We start from the raw sequence: 24782 nt of genomic DNA on the forward strand, positions 1-24782 counted from the left end.
AGAGCGGCTTTTGCCTGACCAGGCCCCGTTCACGATCCGGAAAACGAATGCTCCTGCGCCAATCGGTCGGCTTCGAGCGCGGTCAGCAGCGATTGGTAGCCGTTTTGTTCGGTGATTTTCCGGTGCGTTTCCGGATACTGAATAGCCGATAACTGCTCACGAAACATCAGCCGGAGGATTTCGCCGTAAAGGTGCATTTTCTGCTCGTCGTAGCCGTAGCTGAGCTGGATCTGCTGGTAGGCATCAATGGCCTTATGGCGGCCCCGCATAGCCCGCTGCGCTCCGCCGAAACTACTGGTTATATCGAGCCGGGCCCCCGGAAACAAGTCCATCAGAGCGCGGGTCGTGCTCTCGTCTACCAGGCCGCGCAGCACCAGCCGGGTGGGTACCCATTCGTAGAGCGTAATGTCTCCGCGTTCAAACAGCAGCCGCATTTCCTGCCGGTCCATCTGCCCCGGCTGCGTAAAGCCGTGGTAGTAGTTGACCAACACATCGCCGTACTGCACGGTGCAGTTTACCTGGTCTTCACTATCAGTGCCAGGTCGTTTGACGGCCTGAGCGGATCGGACCTGCCCCTCGCCGAGCCAGCCGGCAAACATATCGAAGAAATGAACGCCATGCTCCACAAAAATGCCCCCGCTCTTCGACCGGTCCCAGAACCAGTGATCGGCGGAGAGGCCCTCATCGGCCGCGTAGTTCTCAAAATAGCCGTGCAACATATCGCCCAGCAGCTTTTTCTCAATCAGGTATCGGATGCGCTCGTACATAGGATTGTAGCGCTGCATCAGATTGGTGATCATAAGCAGCCCTCTCTGCCGGGCAGTTTCAAGCATTTCTTTACCGTGTTCGGCGTTGGTAGCCAGGGGCTTTTCGCAGATGACGTGCTTGTTGGCCTCCAGGCAGCGCATGGCCTGCTCGTAGTGCAAAAAGGGGGGCGTAGCAATGTAGATAATGTCGACCTTCGGATGATTGACCAGATCGTCCAGATGCTCCCGCTGTTCGGCACCGAAGCGCCGGGCCGCAGCCTGAGCGGCTTCGCGGTGCGTACCGGCAATGGCCACCAGCCGGGTGTGGGGTACCTGTAGAAAATGCTGAGTGGCAAACAGGCCAAAACCGCCCATGCCGATAACGCCTAAACCAAATTCACGCGGGTTGCTCTCCATAACATTCTGTCTGTTTAGAAAGACAACCGGCGCAGGCAGTACTATGTTAAGAAGTCAGTAAGGTAGGTGCCGGCCAGGGACGCGGAATCAGCCCCCGGCGGTCGTTTTGGAGCAGTAGTTCAAACAACTGCACGGTAGCAGCCGCATCGCCATACGCCCGGTGCCGGTCTGAAACCGGTATACTAAGCGACTGGCACAGGTTTCCCAGACTATAGGAGGGCAATCCCGGAAAAATCTTACGGCTCAGTTTGACGGTGCAGAGGGTACGGCGCAAAAATTCGTGACCGGCCCAGTTCAGTTCCTTTCGCAGAAAACCAAAATCAAAACCAACATTATGAGCCACAAAAATGGCATCCTGCGTTATACGCTGCACCTCCGGAGCCACGGTATCAAATGTGGGGGCATTCTGCACCATAGCATTGGTAATGCCGGTCAGGCGGCAGATAAACGGAGGAATCAGGCAGCCGGGATTCAGCAAAGTGTGGAACAAATCCACCACCTGCCGGCCATCGTGGCGGATCAGGGCTATCTCGGTAAGCCGGGAGGGCCCTTTCACCCCACCGGTCGTTTCAACGTCGACAATGCAATACACGCCTAAAAATAAACAATTATCGCAATGCCTGCAACGGTCGGGTAGTAACCGGCTTACGAACGGCAATTCCCTGCCGAATCAGTCCCAGCGTATAAGAGAGCATATAATCCTGACCCGACAGAACATCGGTATAGGTACGGCCAACAGTAAAATCAGGCTCTACATTGAAGCCGTTGGCCTGATCCGGACTTACGGCATGACTCAGCTTCTTCAGCGGAATCCGCACCTGCATTCTGGAATTCGGCAGTGTAACTGTTTTGAAGTGCCCGGCAAAATCGCCCCAGTAGGCACCTCCGCAGGCTTCACCAACATATGTTCCCATACCGGCATCCAGCGTTTTGGAGAGCACGGAGGTTGTGGCCGAAAAAGACCCGCCATTCATCAAAAAGTACAGATTGCCTTTAAAGGCCAGCCGCTTTCGCGGACGATACAACCGCCGGGTGGCCCGCTCCGAAAAACCGCCGTATCCATCGCGCTTGTAAAGCAGGCTGAACTGAATGGCCGACAGCGGATTCCAGCGATTGACCAGTTCCCGGCGGGCGGCCACTTTCATCTGCTCATGCTCCATAATGCGGAAAGGCTTCGGCATCCAGTATTGCAGCAGCCGCGCCGAGTTCAGCACCACCCCACCGCCGTTGTTTTGCACGTCCAGAACCAGGTTTTCCACCCGCTGCTCCTGAATTTGTTCAAAAGCCTTTTTTAACTTCTTCTTGAAAGCAATTTGAAAAGGATCGTATTTCTTCGGCCCCATAAATGTAGATACGCGTAGCACCGCCGTCCGCGTCAGGGTATCGACCATCCGCACCGACAGGTTCGGCCGGCGGTCGACTTCGATCCGGTAGCGTTTCTGAAATACTGCCCGAAAGGTAGCCGCCGTTGGGCAGGCCAGCGTAGTCTGCCGCAGCAGCGTATCGGCCGGGAGCCGGTACTGCACCGCAACCGAATCGGTAGAACCAAACCAGGACGCATAATAATCGGCAAACTGAATCAGGCTCCACTGCCGGCGGCCGGTCAGGTTATCGCCGTCGGAGCCGGAGCGGTCGGCATTCATCAGGAGCAGATGAAGTTCGGGTAAGGTACGGCCATTGAGGGTCACCAGTTCGGTGCCGCGCCGAAGCGAAGTATCTGCCGACATATTATGGCTGATGTAGTACCGGCCATTGGCCTCACGAACGTAAAAAGGAACGTACCGGGTCGACTTATCAAGGTAGTTTTTACGGTGGTTCAGGTTGGTATGTCCGTCTTTGAGCGCGTTGATGAGCGGGCTGACGTGGTGGAAAAATCCTAAATAATCGATGGGAGCATTGACGTGGTTGTACAACGAATCAAATAGCTGCTCAACCCGCGATTTGGGCGTATAATGCCCCAGACCGGGATGCAACAGATCAAGCTTGTGTTTCAGATAAAGCAGGTCTTCGTGAGCCTGCTCCGGAGAAAGTATCTGGGCCGAAGCCGACAGGAATCCTACACCCATCCAACATCCGGCCACCATCAACCAACGGGCAATTTTCTTCATGTTACGGTAAGTACAAGCCTTAGCCTCTGGATTAAAGAGGCATTTTGTTCTGTGAAAATACAGAAAAGCCAAATTATCTACAAGAGTCTACGGTGAAGTTAATTCAATAGTAACTCGTCCAGATAGTTTTAGCTACAGGGTGGTACACAACGTCAAATTTGAACTTTTCCGATAACGTATATAGAAGTACAGTGTAGTCTGAACGGCAGTTGGCCTTTGGTGGCATTTCTTTTATCCTACTTTTTTGCCGCTTCTCCCGCAGTTTTCGCTGCTTCGTCCAATACTTGACCAGTCTGTTCTTTTTTAATGATAGTTTTGGTAGCGCTGTAACAAAAGCGGTACAGCGCGGTTAACAGTTTATCCCCTGATTAACTTGTGATGAAACAAATCTTACGTATCCGTCTGCTAATCTGGTTTAGCAGTTTTTTCCTATTTGTCTCCTCTGTATTTGCCCAGGATAAATTTACCGTAAGTGGCTACGTCAAAGACGCGAACAATGCAGAAGGGCTTATCGGTGTGTCGGTGTATGTGAAAGAACTGGGCACCGGTGCCGTAACCAACAATTACGGCTTCTATGCAATTCCCCTTCCCAAAGGCGCTTATACGGTGGTTGTTTCCTATGTGGGATACGGCAAACAAACGCTGCCGGTTACACTGGCTACGCAAAATGTCCGGCTCGATATTGAACTAAAAGAAGAAGGTCGTGACCTGCAGGAGGTAGTAATCTCGACTACCCGCGAAGATGATAATGTAAAAAACATTGAGATGAGTGTCAATAAAATTGACATGAAGACCATTCAGCGCATTCCGGCGCTGCTGGGCGAGGTTGACGTTATTCGCAGTATTCAGTTGCTGCCGGGGGTGAGTACCGTGGGCGAAGGGGCTACAGGGTTCAACGTACGGGGCGGCAGTATCGACCAGAACCTGGTGCTGCTCGACGAAGCGCCGGTGTACAACTCTTCCCACCTGTTCGGTTTCTTCTCGGTGTTCAATCCGGATGCCGTTAAGGATGTGAAGCTCATCAAAGGAGGCATTCCGGCGCAGTACGGCGGCCGTATCTCGTCTATTCTGGATGTGCGCATGAAAGAGGGGAATGCCAAAAAACCGGAATTATCGGGTGGCATTGGTGCTATTTTCAGCCGGCTGGCCTACGAGCGGCCGCTGTTTGGCGGCAAAGGTTCGTTTATTGTGGCGGCCCGCCGGTCGTACGCCGATATTCTGGCTCAGCCGTTCCTGAAAGGCGATCTGAAAGGTTCCCGCTTCTTCTTCTATGACCTGACAGCCAAGGCCAACTACCGCATCGACGATAAAAATACGCTGTACCTGTCGGGCTATCTGGGCCGCGACGTGTTCGGGGCCGATTTTGGCTTCAACTGGGGCAATACCACTACCTCCCTCCGCTGGAATCATGTGTTCAGCGATAAGCTGTTCCTGAATACAACGGCTTTCTACAGTAATTACGATTACCTGCTCGACAGCGATCTGAAACGCAAACCCGAAAACCGGAACGACTATTTCCGATGGAAAAGTCGCATTATCAACTACAGTATCAAGCCCGATTTCACGCTGTTTCTGCGCAATAACACCCTGACGTTTGGCGGGCAGGCCATTCTGTACGATTTTCAGCCCGGCACGGCTACGGCTTCCAGCGCGGGTGATGTCCGTACATTTGGGCTCGAAAGCAAATACGCCCTCGAAAATGCGCTGTATGTCGGGAATGAGCAGCAGGTGAGCCGCCGGCTACAGTTGCAATACGGCCTGCGCTACTCACTGTACAGCTATATTGGTCCCGGCGAAGCGTATACCCTCCCAACGGATGTGCCGGCCGGCCGGCGCCGTTTTCCGCTTATCAACCAAACGCAACGGTACGATCGCCTGGAACCTATTAAAACCTACGGCAACTGGGAGCCCCGCTTCTCGGCCAAGTATGAGCTGACAGACCTGAGTTCGCTGAAGCTGAGCTATAACCGGCTGGCACAGTATATTCACCTGGTCTCGAATACTACGGCCTCTACCCCGCTGGATGTCTGGACACCCTCCACCAACAACATTCACCCGCAGATTGCCGATCAGCTTGCGGGCGGCTACTTCCGCAACTTCGGCCCTTCCGGCAGCGACTACGAAGCCTCTGTCGAAGTCTACTATAAATGGCTGCAAAACCAGATCGATTATATTGACGGGGCGAATCTGTTGCTGAACAAGTACCTGGAAGGTGACCTGCTGAACGGCAAAGGCCGGGCCTACGGTGCTGAATTTTACCTCAAGAAGAACAAAGGCGTGGTAAACGGCTGGATCAGTTACACGCTGGCCAAAACCGAGCGGCAGGTCGACGGCATCAACAGCGGACGCTGGTTTCCCTCCCGCTTCGACAAGCGGCACACCCTGAACGTGGTGGCATTGTACGATCCGGCATTTGCCCGGCGGTGGACCTTCTCGGCTACCTTTACGCTGAGTAGCGGCACTCCGGCTACCTTCCCGACTAACCGCTTCGAGTTTCAGGGATTTGCCTCACCCCACAACAGCGAAGGTGCCCGTAACAATTACCGCATCCCGCTCTACCACCGGCTCGATTTGTCGGCTACGCTCCAGGGCAAGCAACGCCCCGGCCGCCGGAATCAGGATAGCTGGGTGTTTTCGGTGTATAATGTTTATGCCCGGAAAAATCCGTTCTCCGTATTTTTCCGGCCTAATGCCGATAATCCGCAGATCACCGAAGCGGTACGGTACTCCATCTTTGCAACGGCTATTCCGTCGGTCACCTATAATTTTAAGTTCTAGCTCTCCAACCTCATTCGCCATGAAGCGCTATTCACTATACCTAATCGCCGTATGGGCAACCCTGGCCGTCAGCAGTTGCGAAACGGTTATCGACGCCAAACTGGATGAGGGGCCGGAGCAGCTTTCCGTCGACGCCATCATTACTGACCAACCCGGTATACAAGCCATTCGGCTCACCAGAACGGCCCCCTACTTTGCCAATCGCCCGGCACCAATCGCGTCGGGAGCCGTAGTAACGGTAACCGACAATACCGGCAAAACATATGCATTTACCGACCCCGACAACGACGGCACGTATACCTGGCAACCTGCCGGCAAAGACACCCTCGGCAAAATTGGCCGTACCTACCTGCTTAATATTCAATACCAGGGAGAAACGTATCGCTCCGTATCCCGCATGAATCGGGTACCTACGGTCGACTCCATAATTTTCAGGAAAGAGAAAGTGAATCCGCTGCCCAACGCTGAGGAGGGCTATCAGGCGGAGTTTTTTGCCCGTGACCCCGCCGGAGCGCCAGATTACGCCCGGATCCGCTTTTTCCGGAATGGCGTTCTGCAAAACAACCCCAACAACATTACGGTAACGTATGACGGGGCTTTCAACGGCAGCGGCAATACCGATGGGCTGTTGTTTATCCGCCCCATTCGACAGTCGGTAAATCCCGAAAAGTTTTACGCCGAGAACGATACCGTTATGGTCGAGATTCAGTCGATCACCGCCGAAGCGTTCTACTTTTTTCTGGAACTGCGCACGCAGCTTACCAATGGCGGCTTATTTGCGACCCCGCCGGCCAATGTACCAACCAACATTCTGAATGCCAACACCAACGGACCAAGAGCTACGGGTTTTTTTATTGCCTCGGCGGTGCGTAGCCTGACAGTACGGGTAAACAGCGAAACCATTCGCCGGTAACGCCCGCCCACACCAGCTACGATGTCACTGGCTTACCCGATCGGCGGGCTCCTGGTTGGGTGCTGGCAAACCATCGCAAAACAATAACAGGCAGCAGCAGCAGCAGAAAAGCAACGATTAGTGCAATCGACATCAGCAGGCGCGCCAGCCCCTGCATCACTTTACAGACTACCATAGGATTAGTTCACCTAACTTACTGACATACAAAACTACTTTTTCTAAGAATCTGGTAAAAATACGTACAGCAGAAAACGAGGAAGCGGCTTGGGGAGCGGCCCTTAAAACTGCCAGCGTGCCTGCACCTTCACTTCGGTCCGGTGCGGCACCCCAGTCTGATCGAGATCCGACCCAATGGTTGGCTGGTTGGTCAGTTGGGTACGAGACAACCGCAGCCACACATCAAGGTGCCGGTTTACGGCATATTGTACCATCAGATACTGACGCCGGCCCCGGTTGCTGTACGCCGGAAAGGAAAACGCATAGAGCACATCGCGCTCATACGCATACTGCCGGCTGTCGTAATCGTCGGTGCCGAACAGGGCCATACGTCCGCTGATACGCCACCGTCCCCGATCATAGGAAGCATCCTGTATAAAGGCAAAACCGTTGGATGGATCGGCCCCGGCATAGCGAAAACTCGTCCATTGCACCCGCGACCGGAGCTGCAGGCCCCAGAGGGGGTAATATTCGGCGTTGAACACAAGTACCCGGCGGATGGTGCCAGCAGCCACTTCTTTGGGGGTAGTCTTGGTGGCCGAACGGTTTTTTTGTTTGTGTTCTTCGTGGTAACTGGCGTAAAACAGCAGCTTTTTTGTTGGCGTGTAGGTGGCCTGCAGCAGGTAATCATACCCCTGCGAGGGCGCATCCACCAGGTAGCGCAGCCAGGGAAACCGGAAGCGGTCGATAAATCCGGCTACCGAAAATTTCCGGTATACCGTATATTTCAATCCCAGATAAGCTCCACTTTCGTTGATGGTGCGGGAGCCCTCCCCAAAGGCGTTGGCGTAAAAACTATGATAATTACGGTCGTAGTGCCGCAGCAGCAGCGCCATATCCAGGCGTCGGCTCAGGCTAATCAAGGCTCCACCAACCGCACCAATGCCTCCGCCGGCGTTTTGCGAGCCACTGCTGCGGGCTATCTCACCAAACAGATTCACGTTTTGCCGGACGTAACTGCCGTGCAGCCCGATCACCAGATTCTCTTTTCCGACAAATTCGTACTGATTATAGGGCAGGTTTCGCTTTTGAAGTTTTGTGCCGAACGTTGTATAGAGGGCCGTCAGACCCAGTTGCAGGCGGGTATTGGGGTGGTACAGCAGGTGACCGCCCAGGTTCTGCTCCGCCAGACTTGCCCGGGCTTCCAGTTCGGAGGCTGTGCGGTGCAGGCCCGATGTCAGCAGGGAAGAGACCTCAGCCTCTGCTTTAGCCGTGGCGGCTATGATGTTGGCATCGCGCCGGTTGCCGGCCAGCAGCAGGGTCAGGTCCAGTTGGCGGCTTAGGGCATAGGTGGCGGTAGCGCCACGCAGGTACCCAAACTCGCTCAGCGAGGTATACGGCCGTGCGCCCAGCGTAGACCGGCGGACGCCCTGCACCGTTTCGGCGCTTTTGCCCAGCACAAACCCCGCCGACAAAATCAGCCCCTGCCCGATCTGAAGCTGGTAGTCGCCAATGATCAGGTTTCGCCAGCGACCCCGGTTCTGCACCTGCCCGTGAAAGGAAACAAAATCAAAGCCGTACTGGTAGCTGCCCGGTTGCCAGCGCATCTGCTCGCCGGCATCCTTTTCAGCCGTAAGTCCAAAACTGAACGCCCGTGGGCGGCTGTATCGGTATCGTACATACCAATGCTGCTCATCGCCCAGATAGCGCTGAGGCAGTTTCCCGCTTTTCGACGCTTCGGCCGGGGTAAAGCCCTGCTGCTTTTCCAGAATCTGCTGGTATCGGATCAGGAGGTAATGATTGGTCGGGTTTGGTAAGCGACGGAGCAAAGCACCCCGGCCTTCATCAACCGTAGTAAACAGCATTAGCCGCTGAATGGTAGCCATATCGAAATCTGGCACCACCTGAAGCTCATACATCGACAGCAGCACTCCGTAATCGGCCCGGTACGCCAGCAGGCTGTTGATTTGCAGCTCCGTCAGCAGATAGGTAGCGGCCAGTTCATCGTGTGTAGCTGTATTCAGGTTCAGCGGGTTGGCGTAAAGCTGATACAGGGCATCGTAGAGGACAGAATAATCAGCATTTTCGGTCTGACCTGTAGTTAAGTTTTGCAGCAATGCATTAATCACCTCATCCGGTCGTCCGGCGGAGCGGGCCAAAAAAGTTTGCGGCCGGGCGGGCAAGCTTATCACTAACCCGGCGGCCGCCAATAAAAAGCAGTAAAGATGTTTCAAAGGTCCTGTTACGCTGATGCTCCGGTCGTTCTTCTGACGCCGAAACACCCAAAAGTATCAGGCAAAGCGACGTTTTAATATTTCGACCAGCTCTCCAACTTCATCGCTGCTCATGTCCCACATATACTGTAAGGCATAGCGGTAAGAGATCAGATCCAGCGCCTGTCCGTAGTTTTCCACTTCGTCCAGCTCGTCAATTGCTTCCTTGTACGTATTGGCATTGCCATTGAAAAGCTGATTGATAAACCGGAATTTCTGGTTCAGCGAAATACTCTTGGCAATACTCTCGATGGGCGCCCGGTGAAACGCTTCGCCCAGGGAGGCCGGTGATTCCTGCGCCGGCCGCAGTTTATCGTTCACTGTCGGCGTCGTTTCAGTAAGCGTCGGGGCATCCACGGCTGTGGGCTGGCTGATCGCCGTAGCCGGTACATGGCTGGGCTGGCTGATAGGCGCAACCGGATGAGGCTGATGGTCGCCGTTCAGAAACAAGGGACCGCCTGTGGGCGTCTCTTCGGGGGCCACCCCATTCACCGGCTGTTCCACACTCGTAACCGATGTTTCGACCGGCTGGGCCGGACGCGACTCGTCCCGATGGCCCTCCGTTCGTGGGGTATCCACCGCATCCAGTTCCGTATCGAAGAACGACCGCGTTTGCTGAGCGGCAAAACTCTCCGGCACATTGCTCCGCAGCAGTGTGGAGAGATCCATCGGCACTTTTTCGGAAAACAGCGCCACGTATTTATCCGGTTTCTCCAGTTCGTGGCTGCGCTGCGTCAGGATCTCATCGACCAGACTCAGGGCCTGGTTTACATATAGGAACGGCTTGCCATTCATGCGCTGCTCAATAGTGGCCGGCACAAATTTGTTAATCTGGGTATATCGGGTTAGCTGACGGGCCGCTTCGACCGTCAGCGAGAAGTCCGGCTGGTTGCGAATGACTTCGTCGAAGTGAAAGCGCGGATCAAACAGCATCACCAGCGTTCGTTTGGTGGCATCGGCCAGCAGGGGTTCCAGATGTTCGCGCCGGACACAGATATGCTGCGACACCACGTTCATGAATACACGTAATGCTTCCTCAACGTCCGGATGGGTGAAATCGAAATAGTGACTCCGAAACTTCTCCGCATCCGCTTTCCACTTTTCAAACAGACTACTGATGACAAACAAATTAATCTGTGTGATGGGGGTCAGATTCAGAATTTCTTTTCCGTTTATAACGGTGTGATTACTAAAGAAATCAGCGGCAACCCGGCGTGCGTAAGACTTACTATATTCGTTCAGTACATTATTGTTGAATTTGTTCGACATTGGTAAAAAGCTTTGCTTTGTAAAAGGTTGTTTTTTTAGCTGGACCCTGGTTTTATACGTAGTATAATCAAAAACCCGGGGAAATGTTGGCTCAAGTTATTGAATTCCACCGCAAAAAACAGGCCTGATCGCAGAACCTTCAGCTTAACTTATTTAACGTTACCCGGCATATGTTTATTGAACCGAACCGACGACGCGAACCGCCCCACCTACGGACCGGCTGGATCGAGGTGATCTGTGGCTCAATGTTCTCAGGAAAGACCGAAGAGCTTATCCGGCGGCTTAATCGTACCCTTATTGCCAAGCTGGATGTGCGTATTTTCAAGCCCGCCCTGGATACCCGCTACCACGAGCAGGACATCGTCTCGCATAATGCCAATGTGATTCGGTCTTTTCCGGTCAATAGTGCGCATGAAATTCTGGAACAGGCCGGCAACAGCGATGTAGTAGGCATAGACGAAGCTCAGTTTTTCGATGATAAAGAGATTCTGGAGGTTTGTACCCAGCTTGCCAATGAAGGTCGGCGCGTCATTGTAGCTGGTCTTGACATGGACTTTGAAGGAAAGCCCTTCGGCTGTATGCCGCAGTTGATGGCCATTGCTGAGTATGTGACCAAAGTGCATGCGATCTGTGTGGTCTGTGGTGATATTGCCAACTATTCGTATCGGCTGGTTTCTTCCAAAGAGAAAGTGCTGGTGGGCGAAACCGACAGTTACGAAGCCCGCTGCCGGCGGTGTTTTAACCTGGGCGATCAGGCTGGCCGCAAAGAGTGGGTGTATGAAGACGAAGGCATGTACTAAACAATATATGGCTGTATTTTTAGCGTACGGACCGATGCCCTGACACATTATCCTACTATTGCTTTCGTAACCGGTGCCGGCACCTTGAGGAGGTTATTACCCAGAAAGGCTGTAGCCTCCTCAAGGTGCCGGCACTGGTCACTTCTGTAATGCCTATTCACCCTGCCCCAGCGAATACCCCGGAGCGCCATCAAACGTATACAGGTTTTCCAGTTTGGTGGTATCCAGGCCGGCCTCATGAAAACGCATCAGCAGGTGACTGATCTGTTCTTTCCGGATGGGCGTACCACTACCCTGCTCATGCATAAACCGGCACCGCCACTGGTCGGAGCAGAACGTCTCCGGCATACCGTCGGGGTAAACCTTTACACCCCGGTTAGACACCATCAGCAGCTTGAGCGGGTGTGCATCAAACTGACTCACGATATCGCCAAACTGCTGGGCCGTACCCTCCGGCCAGTCTACAAATATATCTACCCCAACCAGCTCCTTATGCTGCCGGGGGCGCGTTTGGCTTTTTACCGATTGAACCGTAGTACCTGCCTGAGAGTTGTCGTAATGAACCGTTTTAAAATGCTGCGGCTCCTGCCCCAGCCGCTCAATGACCGCATCGGCAAAGGCCATGGTGCCCACGCGCTGCCGGCTCACCCCCTCTTTGTAGATGTCGCCCGTGTGGATACCATCTTCGATGGTCCGCAGCCAGGCATGCTGCACGCGGGTCGCTACGTCGGGCTGGCCAATATGTACCAGCATCAGAATAGCCCCCTGCAACAGCCCCGACGGATTGGCGATACCTTTGCCGGCAATATCAGGTGCCGAGCCGTGAATGGCCTCAAACATAGCGCAGTGGTCCCCAATGTTCGATGAACCACCCATCCCCACCGACCCGGCAACCTGAGCTGCAATATCGGACAGAATATCGCCGTACAGATTAAGCGTCACAATCACATCGAACCGCTCGGGCCGGTCGGCCACCAGGGCCGCGCCGATGTCGATGATAAAATGTTCCTTTTGCAGATCGGGGTACTCGGTACCTATTTCATCAAAGACCCGGTGAAACAAGCCGTCGGTCATTTTCATGATGTTGTCCTTTGAAAAGCAGGTAACTTTTTTGCGACCGTAGGCGCGGGCGTATTCAAAGGCGTATCGGATAATTTTCTCGCAGCCGGGCCGGGAGATAATTTTCAGGCACTGATACACCTGCTCCGTCTGCCGGTATTCGATACCTGCGTACAGGTCCTCTTCGTTTTCGCGGATAATGATCAGGTCCATCTGCGGGTGGGTGGTCGCCACAAACGGATAATAAGCCTGACAGGGGCGCACGTTGGCGTACATGCCGAGAGCCTTGCGGGTAGTCACGTTCAGACTGACGTAGCCCCCACCCTGGGGGGTGGTAATGGGCGCTTTCAGAAAGACGCGGGTGCGCCGGAGCGAATCCCAAGCCGTCGGCTCGATTCCGTTCTTCACGCCACGCGTATAGACTTTTTCGCCGATGTCAATGACTTCTTTTTCGAGTTGAGCGCCGGCCGCTTCCAGGATACGGAGAGTCGCATCCATGATTTCGGGACCAATGCCATCGCCATAGGCGACTGTGATGGAAGTTTTTTGTGCCATTTGCTGGTATTTCCGGAATGGTATAGTATATAATAACCAGGTTTGCCCTGCCTGGGCCGCGTAATTTACTAACAGGTCCTGGTGCCTGGCCACACAACCAACATAATTCTCCTGTATCTTTACTTACCATTTCTCTTTCTGACTATGACTACCCTACAACAAGCTCAACGCCCCATACCTCAGGTAAAAGGTGCCCCGCTGGTCGGAAATACCTTTCAGTTTATCCGTGACCCGCTGGGGTTTCTGACCCGGTTGCAACAGCAGTACGACCGGCTGGTGCGGTTCACCATTGCCAACCGGCTGGTAACGCTCACGCTCACGCCCGAAGATGCCAGGCACATTCTGCAGGAAAACAACAAAGTTTTCGTGAAAAGTGACGCCTACAAGGTGCTGTCGCTGTTTCTGGGCAATGGCCTGCTAAACAGTGAAGGGGATTTCTGGCGACGGCAACGGCGGCTGGCTCAACCCGCTTTTCACCGGCAGCGGCTGGCGCTGCTGGCAGATACTATGGTTCAGGAAACGCAGGAACTGACCGAACGGTGGAAGCAGCATGAAGCGGAACTACCCATCGACATTTCTGAGGAGATGATGAAGCTGACACTGGCGATTGTGACCCGGTCGCTGTTCAGCTCCGACGTGAAGAAACACCTCGGCAGTATCTCCCAATCGGTTACCACCATTATCGAATTCGCCTATGTACAGTTGCATAGTTTCATTCAGATTCCGATCCACTACCCAACACCCGCCAATATCCGCTACCGCCGGGCGGTCGAAAAAGTTGAAGGTATCATCTACGAAATCATTAACCAGCGCCGGGCCGAGAAGCGCAACGGCACCGACAGGCGGTACGATGACCTGCTGGAGATGCTGATGGAAGCCCGCGACGAAGAAACCGGCGAGCAGATGACCGATAAGCAGCTCCGCGACGAGGTGACCACCATTTTCATGGCTGGCCACGAAACCACGGCCAATGCCCTGTCGTGGGCGCTGTACTTGCTGGCGAAGCACCCGGCAGTAGCCGGCAAGGTTCGCGAGGAGGTCGACCGGGTACTCGGGCCGGAGGGTATACCAACCGCCGAAACCGTTCGGGGGCTTACCTATACGCTCCAGGTTGTTCAGGAAACCATGCGGCTGTATCCGCCGGCCTGGCTCTTCGGCCGCAAACCCATTGCCGACGAGCCGATGGGCGAATTCCGGCTACCAGCCAATTTGGGGGTTCTCATCTGCCCCTACCTGCTGCACCGCGACCCGAAATACTGGCCAAATCCGAACCAGTTTAATCCCGATAATTTCCTGCCGGAGCGCATAAAAGAGCGCCCTGCCTACGCTTACATTCCCTTCGGTGGTGGGCCACGGCTTTGTATTGGCAACAACTTCGCCCTGATGGAAATGCAGATCCTGCTGGCGCTGCTGGTCCGGGCGTTCGACTTCCGCACCACCCGCCGGAGCGTGATTGAGCCGGAGCCGGGCATTACCCTGCGGCCCAGGGGCGGGTTGCGGCTCAGGATTAAGCCGGTAAGCGATTAAACAGCGGGTTTGAGAATTGATGCGTTATGCCTAATTTTGGCATCGTTTTCTACTGACCACATAAACGAAGTCAAATGAGAGAGATACAATTCCGCGAGGCTCTACGCGAGGCTATGTCGGAAGAGATGCGTCGCGATCCGCGCGTGTACCTGATGGGCGAGGAAGTGGCCGAATATAACGGTGCTTATAAAGTAAGCCAGGGTATGCTGGATGAGTTTGGTCCGGAGCGGGTGATCGACACACCGATTGCCGAATTAGGCTTTGCCGGTATTGGCGTAGGCTCGGCGATGAATGGTCTGCGACCCATTATCGAGTTTATGACCTTCAACTTCTCGCTGGTTGCCATTGATCAGGTGATCAACTCGGCAGCTAAAGTGATGTCTATGTCGGGCGGGCAGTATTCTGCGCCTATTGTGTTTCGGGGGCCAACCGGAAATGCCGGTATGCTGTCGTCGCAGCACTCGCAAAACTTCGAGAACTGGTACGCCAACACCTCCGGGCTGAAAGTAGTGGTACCCTCAAATCCCTACGATGCCAAAGGATTGCTGAAGTCGTCGATCCGCGACGATGATCCGGTGATCTTCATGGAGTCGGAGCTGATGTATGGCGATAAGGGACAGGTGCCGGAAGAAGAGTACCTGATTCCGATCGGCAAAGCCAACATTGTGCGGGAAGGGAATGACGTAACCATTGTATCCTTCGGCAAAATCATGAAGGTAGCCCTGCAGGCCGCCGACGAACTGGCAAAGAACGACATCTCCGCCGAAGTAATTGACCTGCGCAGCGTTCGGCCGATTGATTACCAGACGGTGATTAACTCGGTAAAGAAAACAAACCGGTGCGTGGTGGTTGAAGAAGCCTGGCCGCTGGCTGCCATTTCATCGGAGATCACGTACCACGTACAGCGCCATGCCTTTGATTACCTGGATGCGCCGGTTGTTCGGGTGAATAGTCTGGACCTGCCGCTGCCGTATGCCCCTACGCTGATCGAAACGATACTGCCGAATGTGAAGCGTACGCTCCAGGCTGTAGAGTCGGTGATGTACAAGAAGTAATATTAAGCTGGCTATAAACGAAAACGCCGGGGCCGAAACCCTGGCGTTTTTTGTGGCTTCCTGCAAATAAGTTACGGTCGGGCGACAGTAGCTTTTTTGTAAGAAGCTAACAACTAGATAAACAGGCTAACGAGCAGATTTGTTCTGAACTTGAAAAATTGATGCATTATTTTGCGATTTAGTTCAGTAGATCAACATACTACCCCTAAAAACCGCCGAAAAGCCCAGGTTTTTCAGGTTAAAATAAAATATGATAATTCTATGAGGAGTCAATCGCAGACAATTTATGAAGTTACGGTACAATATATAGGTTCGCTGAGCGCCATTCGCCAGCGTGACCCCTTCATTGTATACTTTTCGAATTTGAAAAAAGCCATCGAAACCATAATTAGCCACCTGGCCCTGAATGGCTGGCCCGTTCCGATCAACTATTCGGCCGTATACCGGAGCCTGAAACAACGGGGCAGTTATCACTGCGATTTCGACGTAGCCGGGGCCAAAGTGTTCCGGATTCGCATTACGCCCCGTACCTTAAATCCGGTGCTAACTACACTAGGTATCGACGAAAAGCCGACCGAACCGCAGCGAAAAAAATGAAAGGTGGGCTACCTTTCAATACAAAAGTGAAAAATTTATACGCCGATACATGATTATAGCGTATTTTAGTCCTCAATACCGCCATAGTTCATTACATGATGATTCAGGACACTGTTTCGCTAGTAAAAATTGTTATTACTCTACTCCTTTCAGCGCTTGCCATTTTTGTTTTTCAACGCCGTATATGGCTGCAGCAACGGCTCGGGCAACACGAAGCTGCCGTTCTCTGGGTCTGCCTTCTTCTGTTTCGGTTAATTCCCTTTATAATCGTTTTTATTGTTATGGGGTACGCCCCCCGCAGTGATACCGATTTCTTTTACAACAAAGCGGTGCAGGCATTTCAGGGCCGAATGGTATACCGGGACTTTCTGTCGTATCATGCGCCCCTGTTTCCGTACATTATTAGTCTGCCCCTGTTTATCTGGAATAATGCCAAGGTAATCGTTCTTTTTATGACCGCGATGGAGGCTCTGATCGTTTGGGCTACTTACCGGAACTGGGTCTCCCGGGAGCCCTACGCCCTTGTGCTGATGGGGCTTTACTATATACTTCCGGTGTCATTTATCGCCATTATTCTAAGCAGCGAAGAAGATATCTGGATCTGGGGCGTTGGTTTATTAACTACCCTGCTGGCAGGCCGGATGACTATACAGGCAGACAGGCAACGATCCACCGGCGACCAGAGCTTCTGGATCGGTGTTATCTGGGGCCTGGCCATGATTACCATTAAAAGCATGGTTGTGGTACTGCTGCTACCGGTGTTTTTTTTGGTGCAACATAAATTCCGGTATGTGGCAGGCCTATCCGTTATCGGCATTCCATCGCTGGTTATCCTGTATCTGCTGATGGGGGATGCCTTTCTGATGCCGATTCAGCATTCGGGCAACCACATGGCCCCCAACCTGGTAAGTGTTACCCGGCCTCTGTTGAGCGGGGTATACAACTCCGTCTCGCTCACCATGGTCAATACAATAGGGCTGGTGTTCACCGTCATTACAGCCTCATACCTGGCGTTTCGCACCCGGCACCTGGGCTATAAACAGGCTTTTCCGCTGGTATTCGTGTACACCTTCAGTGTGTTTATGCTGGTTGAACCCAGTGCGCCGGGTTTTTACCTCTTTACGCATATGCTCCCGCTCATGTTTGTGCTGAAGCTGGGGAAAAACGCAACGTTTGCGTACTTGTTTATTCTGCTGAACGCGCTGTTAGCAATTCAGCCGGTTAACTGGGTATTATACGCAGGCATGATGGATTACGACACCTGGTCGTCGATATTTTACTCCGCCAATACAGTGGCCGATTATGTTATTCAGCTCATTTCGGTCATAATTATGGTTGATATTGTTCGCCGGTGCCTCCGCCTGCCGAAGATTACCGAATCCGCTCCTGTAGCGCACTCCCACCCATCATCGTCGTTGCGGTAAAGAGCCTGCGTTGCTATATGCCGGCCTGGGCTGCCCAGGCCCGGCGGTTAGAACAGCTTCATCAGCTCGCTGCCGATGATATACACGGCAATCAGCAGGACAAACCAGCCAAAGCCTTTCTTCAGTTGCACCGCCGAAACAAAGCGCGACAGGTATATACCTACAAATATGCCGACAACGGAGAAAACGGTAAACTGAAGCAGAAAGGGCCAGTCGAGGTCCGGGCGGTGCAGATCACCCAAAAACCCGATAAACGAGTTAACGGCAATAATCAGCACCGAAGTCCCGACCGCCATCCGCATTGGCAGGCCGGCTAACAAAACCAGCATCGGCACGATCAGAAAACCGCCCCCCGCTCCGATGGTGCCCGTAAGCATACCTACGGCCAGTCCATCCAGCGCCAGCAGCCCCAGTTTAGGCTTTTTGAAGCGTCGCTCTGCCCGCCGGGGTTGCCGGTGACGAACCATAGCCTGTGCGGCCATAATCATGACAAACGCAAAGAAATACAGAATAGCGGTACTTTTGGGCAGTTCGTATGACCCTATTCGCAGAAACGGATCAGGAATGGCGGGCACCAGCCAGCGCCGGGTCAGGTATACCGATACAAAGGAGGGAACGGCAAAGGCACTGGTTACGCTGAAATCAATGCATTTTTTATAAGCATAGCCTACCGAGCCGACTAAGGAGGTAGTACCAACCACAAAAAGGGAGTAGGTTGTAGCGAGTACCGGCTCAATGTGAAACAGGTAAACGAAGATGGGGACGGTGAGAATAGACCCTCCTCCGCCGGCCAGGCCAATGACCAGCCCCGCTACAATAGCAGCCGCATACCCGAATATTTCTGCGAACGAGAGGCTCAACATAAGAGCATACAGGATACAAACAATCTTGTTAACAAAAAAGCCCCTGCACCAGGCAAGGGCTTTCTTAAAATCTTATTGACTCTCCTTACTCCGGGTTATTAAGATTACTATGCCTCCGGCTGTAAAGGAAATACACGATGATGCCCAGGGTACCCCAGATAACAAAGGCAATTTTAGTATCGGTCCGCAGATTGTACATCAGGTACAGGTTGGCCACAATACCGAGCGTAGCAATCACCGGCAGCGCCGGGGTGCGGTAGGGCCGCTCCAGATTCGGCTCCCGGACACGCAGCAGCCATACGGCGGCACAGATCATGGCAAACGCCAGCAGCGTTCCGGAGCTGCATAGTTCAGACACTTTGTCGATGGGTGTCAGTGCGGCTACGATGGATACGATAAAACCGACAAAGATAGTACTCTTCCAGGGCGTCTTAAAGGTCGGGTGAATAGCCGCAAACAGTCCTCTCGGCAGCAGACCATCCTTGGCCATACCCAAAAAGATCCGGGTCTGACCCAGCATCATCACCAGCATTACAGACGTAAGACCGGCAATGGCGGCAATAGTAATAATGTATACCGCCCAGGTTAACCCCACATCGGCAAACGCCTGCGCCACCGGCGCTTTCAGGTCGAGGCTATCGTAACGCACCATACCCGTCAGCACCAGCGATACCAGAATGTACAGCAGCGTACAGATAATCAGCGAAGCAATGATGGCAAACGGCACGTCTTTGCGCGGGTTGATGGCTTCTCCAGCCTGGGTAGACACGGCATCGAAACCGATGTAGGCAAAGAACACGATGCTGGCAGCCGTAACAACCCCGCTAAAGCCGTAGTGCTTCTGACCGGTCGCATCCGTCACCATCTCCGGAATAAACGGTGTCCAATTGGTGATATCCACAAAGAAAGAACCGGCGATAATTACGAAAATTACGGCCGTTACCTTCAGCATCACAATCAGATTGTTGGTACTGGCCGCTTCTTTAATGCCCTTTACCAGAATATAAGTCACCAGCCAAACGATCAGGAAAGCGGGCAGATTGACTGCAAACGAGAAATCAGGAATGACCTGTCCGGCAGCACGCAGCGCTTCTGCCTTTTCCTGCGCCGTAACGGGGTCGTTCATCAGCCACACAGGCGGGTCAATATGAAACAGATGCAACAGTTTCTCAAAGTAGCCCGACCAGCTCACGGCAACGGTGGTGGCCCCCATCATGTATTCCAGGATCAGGTTCCAGCCGATAAACCAGGCAAAGATCTCACCAACCGTACCGTAGGAGTAGGCATAGGCAGAGCCTTCTACCGGCAGGATAGAGGCAAATTCGGCGTAACAGAGTGCGGCAAACGTACAGGCAATACCCGCCAGTACAAAAGACAGCGCCAGTGCCGGCCCAGCCCAGTCATGAGCCGCAATTCCCGTTAAGACAAAGATACCACCCCCAATTACGGCACCGATACCCAGAGAAGTGAGGCCCCAGCGGGTCAGCACCCGCTTAAGTTCACTCTTCTTCATATCCTGCTCATAAGCCGCCAGGGGCTTTTTTCGCCAAACGCTGTTGTCACTGGTTTTTACTTGGGTTTCCATGCAAAGGAATTTAGTTTGGAGAAATTAGATGCTGATAAAATTTTATTAGGTGCTAATAAGACGTTAAAGTACAAAATTGCCTGTTTATAGACACCAAAAGCCGGACAACTTATCCGGCTTTTGGTAAATCTACTGGTTAGGCCTGCGTAGGACGAACTTTTCCTTTAGGCTGCCGGCCGGCAGAGGTTGTAGGCTCGACCGGTGCGCTCGGCGGTGTTTCGTTGGCCTGCTCACGCGTCATGGCGTCAACTACAATTGGCGTTGCCACAAACAGCGACGAGTAGGTACCCACAATAACCCCGATCAGCATCGCGAACGAAAAGCCCCGGATGGTTTCGCCCCCGAAGATAAACAATACCAACAGTACCAGCATGGTTGAGATACCGGTTACAGCCGTACGGCTCAGGGTGCTGTTCAGGGCGTTGTTGATGATCGTCGGTACGCTTTCTTTCTTCCCTCGGGTTTCGTTCAGGTACTCGCGCACCCGGTCAAAGACCACAACGGTATCGTTCATGGAGTAACCCATAATGGTGAGCAGGGCACCTACAAACGCCTGGTCGATGTCGAGCGAGAACGGCAAAATACCATTGAAGATGGAGAAAATAGCCAGGATTACGAGTACATCGTGGAACAAGGCGGCAACGGCACCATAACTGAACGACAATCGTTTAAACCGAATGAGGATATACCCGAAGTTAACGGCAATGGCCAGCAGAATAGACCACATGGCCGAAATTAAAATATCATAGGCAATGGTTGGCCCCACCTTCTGCGAGCTTTCAATCCGGGCCTGATTACCCTGAATCTTCGACAGCCCTTTGTAAATAGTGGCTTCTACCTGCTTGTCAGCCTCCGCGTTTGTATTATCCATCTGGTAGCTGGTGGTCACTTTCACCTGGTTCGACCCACCTACCCCGGTACCACCGAACGTCTTCACCTCCGGCGAAGACCCCAGCACACTAGCCAGATTAGTACGAACATCGTCTGTACTCACCGGCTTCTCAAAACGCACTACATACGAACGACCCCCTTTAAAGTCAACGCCTAAGCCAAAGCCTTTGAAGATAATAGAGATAATACCCAGACCAATGATGATGGACGAGATTGTATAATAGGTACGACGACGTGATACAAAGTCGAAGTGCGAATCCTTAAACAGGTTCTTCGTCAGCGCAGATGAGAAGCTAAGCTGACCACCTTTGTTTACGTACCAGTCCAGAATGATGCGGGTAATAAAGATAGCCGCAAACAGCGACGTAATAATACCGATAACCAGCGTCGTAGCAAAGCCCAGAATCAGACCGGTACCGAAGATGAACAGGATTACACCCGTTAACAGCGTTGTTACCTGCGAGTCAATGATAGACGAATAGGCGTGCTTGAAACCATCTGAAATAGCTAGCTTCAGGTTCTTGCCAAGCGCCAGTTCCTCTTTAATCCGCTCATAAATTAGTACGTTGGCATCTACCGCCATACCTATCGTCAAGACGATACCGGCAATACCGGGCAGAGTCAGTACGGCACCTAGTGACGCCATAACCCCCATCAGGAAAAACAGGTTGACGAATAGCGCTAAGTCAGCAACCAGACCGGCTTTATTGTAATACATCACCACAAAAGCCAGTACGATCAGCAGACCAACAATGGAAGAGATAACCCCGGCATTTACGGCCTCAGAACCGAGTGTAGCACCCACCACGTTTTCCTCTACAATATTGGTCGGAGCGGGTAGTTTACCGGCTTTCAGCACGTTGGCCAAGTCTTTGGTTTCTTCAACGGTGAAGTTACCGGAGATGCTGGAGTTCCCGTTCGGGATTTCGTTCTGTACGTTCGGGGCGGTATATACCAGGTTATCGAGCAGGATCGCTACCGGACGACCAACATTAGCGGCCGTCAGGGCACGCCATTTACGGGCCCCTTCGGCGTTCATGCGCATGGTTACCTCCGGCCGGCCGCGCTCATCGTAGTCGTTGGCGGCATCGGTAATTACATCACCCTCCAGCGGTGCCTGTCCGCCTGGCTTTTTCACAAAGTACAGCGGCAGAATCTCTTTGCCGTCGTTGGTGGCCAGCGTCTTCCGATCCCAGGCAAATACCAGGTCGGTCGGGAACAGTGACCGCACTTCAGGGTCGCTCAGCATAGCGTTGGCCTTTGCCGTATCTTTCAGGTAAACACCTAACTGGTTCTGCGAAATGGGCACAAACAGGTTGGTGAGAGCCGCATTCTGGGCAGCCGTAGCCGACGTGTCTTTCTTAGCCGAATCAGTGGCGGCTTTCTGATTCCGGTTCGCCAACTGAGCCTCCAGACTTGAGCCTGATTTAGCGGTATCGGTGGTGGTAGCAGCTGGCGCAGCGGCCGTTTTCAACGACTCTTTGCGAGCGGCCTCTTGCTTCACCAGGTAAGCACCCAGGCCTTCAATAGCCGGAGCAACCTCGTTGATGGTATATACTTCGGTAAATTCCAGCTTGGCGGCACCCGTCAACAGCCGCCGTACCCGCTCCGGATTGTCAACACCCGGTAATTCGATCAGGATACGGCCGCTGCCCGGCAGGCGCTGCAGGTTCGGGTTAGCCACCCCAAACTTATCGACCCGTGCCTGAATAATTTTGTACGCCCGGTCGATGGCACCATCCACCTCATTGTTCAGCAGACGACGCACTTCGGTTTCCGACGACTGGAAATTGATCTTACCCCGGTTGGCGCTGGTAGCAAATACACTGGCCAGTTTGGTGTTGGGCGATAATCTCTTGAAGTTATTGATAAACAAATCTACAAAGCTCGACTGGCTGCTCTTCTGATCTTCGGCCGCCTGCTTCAGGGCTTCGTTGAATTTGGGATCGCGGGTGTTACCGGCCAAACCACGCAGAATGTCGGCGGGCGATACCTCCAGAACCACGTGCATACCCCCTTGCAGGTCGAGACCCAGACCCAGCTCCCGCTCGGTTACTTCCTGCAGCGTGTTACCCAGATAAACTTCTTCTCGCCAGAGAGAATCTATGTAGCGCTGCTTCTTCTTAATATCAACAACGCCACTCTTATCAGTTGCGTAGGCGGTAGCATCCTGCTTGATACTCCGCGATACGAACGTAAATGACAGATAGTAGATGCTCAATAAGGCAATTACCACCGTCAGCACAATAATACCGGTCCGGTTTTGCATTTTGAAAGATAATGAACAATGAAGAATGAAAAAGGAATAATAGATAGAATCCGGCAGGCGGATGGCCTGCGGCTACGGCATACAGTTCACCGAAAATCAGGGAGCGTTACTGGCTATGTGATGGCCAAAGATGTGCCTGAAGTACGAGAAGTAGAAGTACGGTACTTCGAAAAGGCGCGGAAGCATTGGCTGGTCGGCCATCAGCAGTACCGATGGCGGAGGCAGCAGATACATTACGTGCGAAAAATCAAAGGAAACGGCCGTGGTTACTACCGCTTCGAGCGAAGCGGCCTTAATGATAAGATCCGACGACTGATCGTTTGCTTTGTCGTTATTCTGCTTCGTTTCAACAGCTTGTTGGGTCCCGGCCTGCGTATCCGCCCACGCCAGACCACCCGGCGTAACAATGCCCCCGGTTACCAGCAGCAACAAGCCTGTCAGAAACAGACTGATTACTCGTGTTATGTGGCGCTGTTCTCTCATAAAACACTAACGGAGGGCAAAGGTCGCTGGAAATCGGGAAACTTCCAAGCACATAGGGTTTTATACATATGAAATAGGACAATTACCGGGAGAAATTGCCCACAATTGGTACAAATACAGCATTTCCGGGTTATTAGTTCATAACCGTTATTTTTGGCCCTATGAATTTGCAAGCGTTTATCCGATTGGCCTTAGCCGAAGACCTCGGCGATGGCGACCATACTTCCTTATCTACCATCCCGGCCGATGCGCAGCGCCGGGCCCGGCTGCTGGTCAAAGAAGCGGGCATTCTGGCCGGTGTAGACGTGGCGTTGGCCGTTTTTGCTGAAGTTGACCCCCACCTGCAGGTGTACGTTCAGATTCAGGACGGCACGCCCGTAAAACCCGGTGACATTGTGCTGACGGTTGAAGGTAAAGCCCAATCTATATTGCAGGCCGAGCGGCTGGTGTTGAACTGCATGCAACGCATGAGCGGCATTGCTACGTACACCCGGCGTATGGTGAATATGCTGGAAGGTACCCGCACCCAATTGCTCGATACCCGGAAAACCACGCCCAACTTCCGCATTTGCGAGAAAATGGCGACTAAAATCGGCGGTGCCGTCAACCACCGCTTTGGCCTCTACGACATGATTCTGATTAAAGATAATCATGTCGACTATGCCGGGGGGATCGAAGCCGCCATCACCAAAGCAGTGGAGTACCTTCAGCGGACGGGCAAATCGTTGCGGATTGAGGTGGAAACACGCAATCAGGCGGAGGTAGAAGAAGTGCTGCGGGTTGGGCAGGTCGATAGTATCCTGCTTGACAATTTCTCGCCGGACGGCATCCGCGACATGGTGCGGCTGATCAATGGCCGGTTTGTCACCGAAGCCTCCGGCGGTATCAACGAATCCAATCTGCGGGCTTACGCCGAAACCGGGGTCGATTACATCTCGTCGGGTGCCCTGACTCACCAGGTGAAAAGCCTCGATCTAAGCCTGAAAGCTTACTAGGCGGATTGCAACTACCGGC

Annotated in this window: 19 protein-coding genes; 8 read left to right on the forward strand and 11 right to left on the reverse strand. The window is 53.2% G+C overall.

Features of this window, described 5'->3' with window-relative positions; all coding sequences use genetic code 11:
* Nucleotides 1-29: 29 nt before the first annotated feature.
* From ABD931_RS19900 to ABD931_RS19910, 3 genes are read right to left on the reverse strand one after another with little or no spacing between them, the layout of a single operon-like run.
* Complete coding sequence (locus ABD931_RS19900; RefSeq protein ID WP_345269666.1) at nucleotides 30-1163, reverse strand: Gfo/Idh/MocA family protein; 1134 nt, start codon at nucleotides 1161-1163, stop codon at nucleotides 30-32.
* A gap of 46 nt (nucleotides 1164-1209) precedes the next feature.
* The gene (locus ABD931_RS19905) at nucleotides 1210-1755 is read right to left on the reverse strand and encodes a 3'-5' exonuclease (protein WP_345269667.1); all 546 of its coding nucleotides are present in this window, start codon (nucleotides 1753-1755) and stop codon (nucleotides 1210-1212) included.
* A 16-nt stretch (nucleotides 1756-1771) separates the two neighbouring features.
* The gene (locus ABD931_RS19910; RefSeq protein ID WP_345269668.1) at nucleotides 1772-3271 is read right to left on the reverse strand and encodes a S41 family peptidase; all 1500 of its coding nucleotides are present in this window, start codon (nucleotides 3269-3271) and stop codon (nucleotides 1772-1774) included.
* A gap of 378 nt (nucleotides 3272-3649) precedes the next feature.
* Between ABD931_RS19910 and ABD931_RS19915 the strand changes: the two genes are divergently transcribed.
* Nucleotides 3650-6049 (forward strand): TonB-dependent receptor, encoded by a 2400-nt coding sequence (locus ABD931_RS19915; protein ID WP_345269670.1) that lies wholly within the window; start codon nucleotides 3650-3652, stop codon nucleotides 6047-6049.
* A gap of 19 nt (nucleotides 6050-6068) precedes the next feature.
* Nucleotides 6069-6962, forward strand: a complete 894-nt coding sequence (locus ABD931_RS19920) for a DUF4249 domain-containing protein (protein WP_345269671.1) — start codon at nucleotides 6069-6071, stop codon at nucleotides 6960-6962.
* A 16-nt stretch (nucleotides 6963-6978) separates the two neighbouring features.
* On the opposite strand, the gene ABD931_RS19925 is transcribed toward ABD931_RS19920, so the two are convergent.
* The 3 genes from ABD931_RS19925 to ABD931_RS19935 form a co-directional block, all read right to left on the reverse strand.
* Nucleotides 6979-7137, reverse strand: coding sequence for a hypothetical protein (locus ABD931_RS19925; RefSeq protein ID WP_345269672.1), 159 nt, complete (start codon nucleotides 7135-7137; stop codon nucleotides 6979-6981).
* A 103-nt stretch (nucleotides 7138-7240) separates the two neighbouring features.
* Nucleotides 7241-9352 (reverse strand): ComEA family DNA-binding protein, encoded by a 2112-nt coding sequence (locus ABD931_RS19930; RefSeq protein WP_345269673.1) that lies wholly within the window; start codon nucleotides 9350-9352, stop codon nucleotides 7241-7243.
* A 57-nt stretch (nucleotides 9353-9409) separates the two neighbouring features.
* Complete coding sequence (locus ABD931_RS19935) at nucleotides 9410-10660, reverse strand: DUF8457 domain-containing protein (protein WP_345269674.1); 1251 nt, start codon at nucleotides 10658-10660, stop codon at nucleotides 9410-9412.
* Between the two features lie 170 nt (nucleotides 10661-10830).
* Here ABD931_RS19935 and ABD931_RS19940 point away from each other — a divergent pair, with 170 nt between their 5' ends.
* Complete coding sequence (locus ABD931_RS19940; protein WP_345269675.1) at nucleotides 10831-11460, forward strand: thymidine kinase; 630 nt, start codon at nucleotides 10831-10833, stop codon at nucleotides 11458-11460.
* 153 nt (nucleotides 11461-11613) lie between these two features.
* Here ABD931_RS19940 and ABD931_RS19945 read toward each other — a convergent pair whose 3' ends face one another.
* Nucleotides 11614-13074: an NADP-dependent isocitrate dehydrogenase gene (locus tag ABD931_RS19945; RefSeq protein WP_345269676.1), complete on the reverse strand. Its 1461-nt coding sequence runs from the start codon at nucleotides 13072-13074 to the stop codon at nucleotides 11614-11616.
* Nucleotides 13075-13218: 144 nt separating this feature from the next.
* On the opposite strand from ABD931_RS19945, the gene ABD931_RS19950 reads away from it, so the two are divergent.
* The 4 genes from ABD931_RS19950 to ABD931_RS19965 all read left to right on the forward strand — a co-directional run bounded on the left by ABD931_RS19950 (nucleotide 13219) and on the right by ABD931_RS19965 (nucleotide 17677).
* On the forward strand, nucleotides 13219-14601 hold the full coding sequence (locus tag ABD931_RS19950; protein WP_345269677.1) for a cytochrome P450: 1383 nt from the start codon (nucleotides 13219-13221) through the stop codon (nucleotides 14599-14601).
* A 74-nt stretch (nucleotides 14602-14675) separates the two neighbouring features.
* The gene (locus tag ABD931_RS19955) at nucleotides 14676-15656 is read left to right on the forward strand and encodes a pyruvate dehydrogenase complex E1 component subunit beta (protein ID WP_345269678.1); all 981 of its coding nucleotides are present in this window, start codon (nucleotides 14676-14678) and stop codon (nucleotides 15654-15656) included.
* 261 nt (nucleotides 15657-15917) lie between these two features.
* Nucleotides 15918-16253, forward strand: coding sequence for a hypothetical protein (locus ABD931_RS19960; protein ID WP_345269680.1), 336 nt, complete (start codon nucleotides 15918-15920; stop codon nucleotides 16251-16253).
* A gap of 281 nt (nucleotides 16254-16534) precedes the next feature.
* A complete protein-coding gene (locus tag ABD931_RS19965) occupies nucleotides 16535-17677 on the forward strand; it encodes a hypothetical protein (RefSeq protein ID WP_345269681.1) in 1143 nt (380 codons plus the stop codon).
* Between the two features lie 47 nt (nucleotides 17678-17724).
* On the opposite strand, the gene ABD931_RS19970 is transcribed toward ABD931_RS19965, so the two are convergent.
* The 4 genes from ABD931_RS19970 to ABD931_RS19985 all read right to left on the reverse strand — a co-directional run bounded on the left by ABD931_RS19970 (nucleotide 17725) and on the right by ABD931_RS19985 (nucleotide 23768).
* Nucleotides 17725-18540: a sulfite exporter TauE/SafE family protein gene (locus ABD931_RS19970; protein ID WP_345269682.1), complete on the reverse strand. Its 816-nt coding sequence runs from the start codon at nucleotides 18538-18540 to the stop codon at nucleotides 17725-17727.
* An 85-nt stretch (nucleotides 18541-18625) separates the two neighbouring features.
* Nucleotides 18626-20125, reverse strand: coding sequence for an APC family permease (locus tag ABD931_RS19975; RefSeq protein WP_345269683.1), 1500 nt, complete (start codon nucleotides 20123-20125; stop codon nucleotides 18626-18628).
* A 136-nt stretch (nucleotides 20126-20261) separates the two neighbouring features.
* Entirely contained in the window at nucleotides 20262-23285 is a 3024-nt protein-coding gene (gene secDF / locus ABD931_RS19980) for a protein translocase subunit SecDF (protein ID WP_345269684.1), read from the reverse strand.
* Between the two features lie 96 nt (nucleotides 23286-23381).
* Nucleotides 23382-23768, reverse strand: a complete 387-nt coding sequence (locus tag ABD931_RS19985; RefSeq protein WP_345269685.1) for a hypothetical protein — start codon at nucleotides 23766-23768, stop codon at nucleotides 23382-23384.
* 161 nt (nucleotides 23769-23929) lie between these two features.
* Here ABD931_RS19985 and nadC point away from each other — a divergent pair, with 161 nt between their 5' ends.
* A complete protein-coding gene (nadC, locus tag ABD931_RS19990; RefSeq protein ID WP_345269686.1) occupies nucleotides 23930-24763 on the forward strand; it encodes a carboxylating nicotinate-nucleotide diphosphorylase in 834 nt (277 codons plus the stop codon).
* Nucleotides 24764-24782 lie beyond the last annotated feature (19 nt).

Origin of the sequence: Nibrella viscosa (assembly GCF_039541875.1) — a bacterium.
GTDB lineage: Bacteria > Bacteroidota > Bacteroidia > Cytophagales > Spirosomataceae > Nibrella > Nibrella viscosa.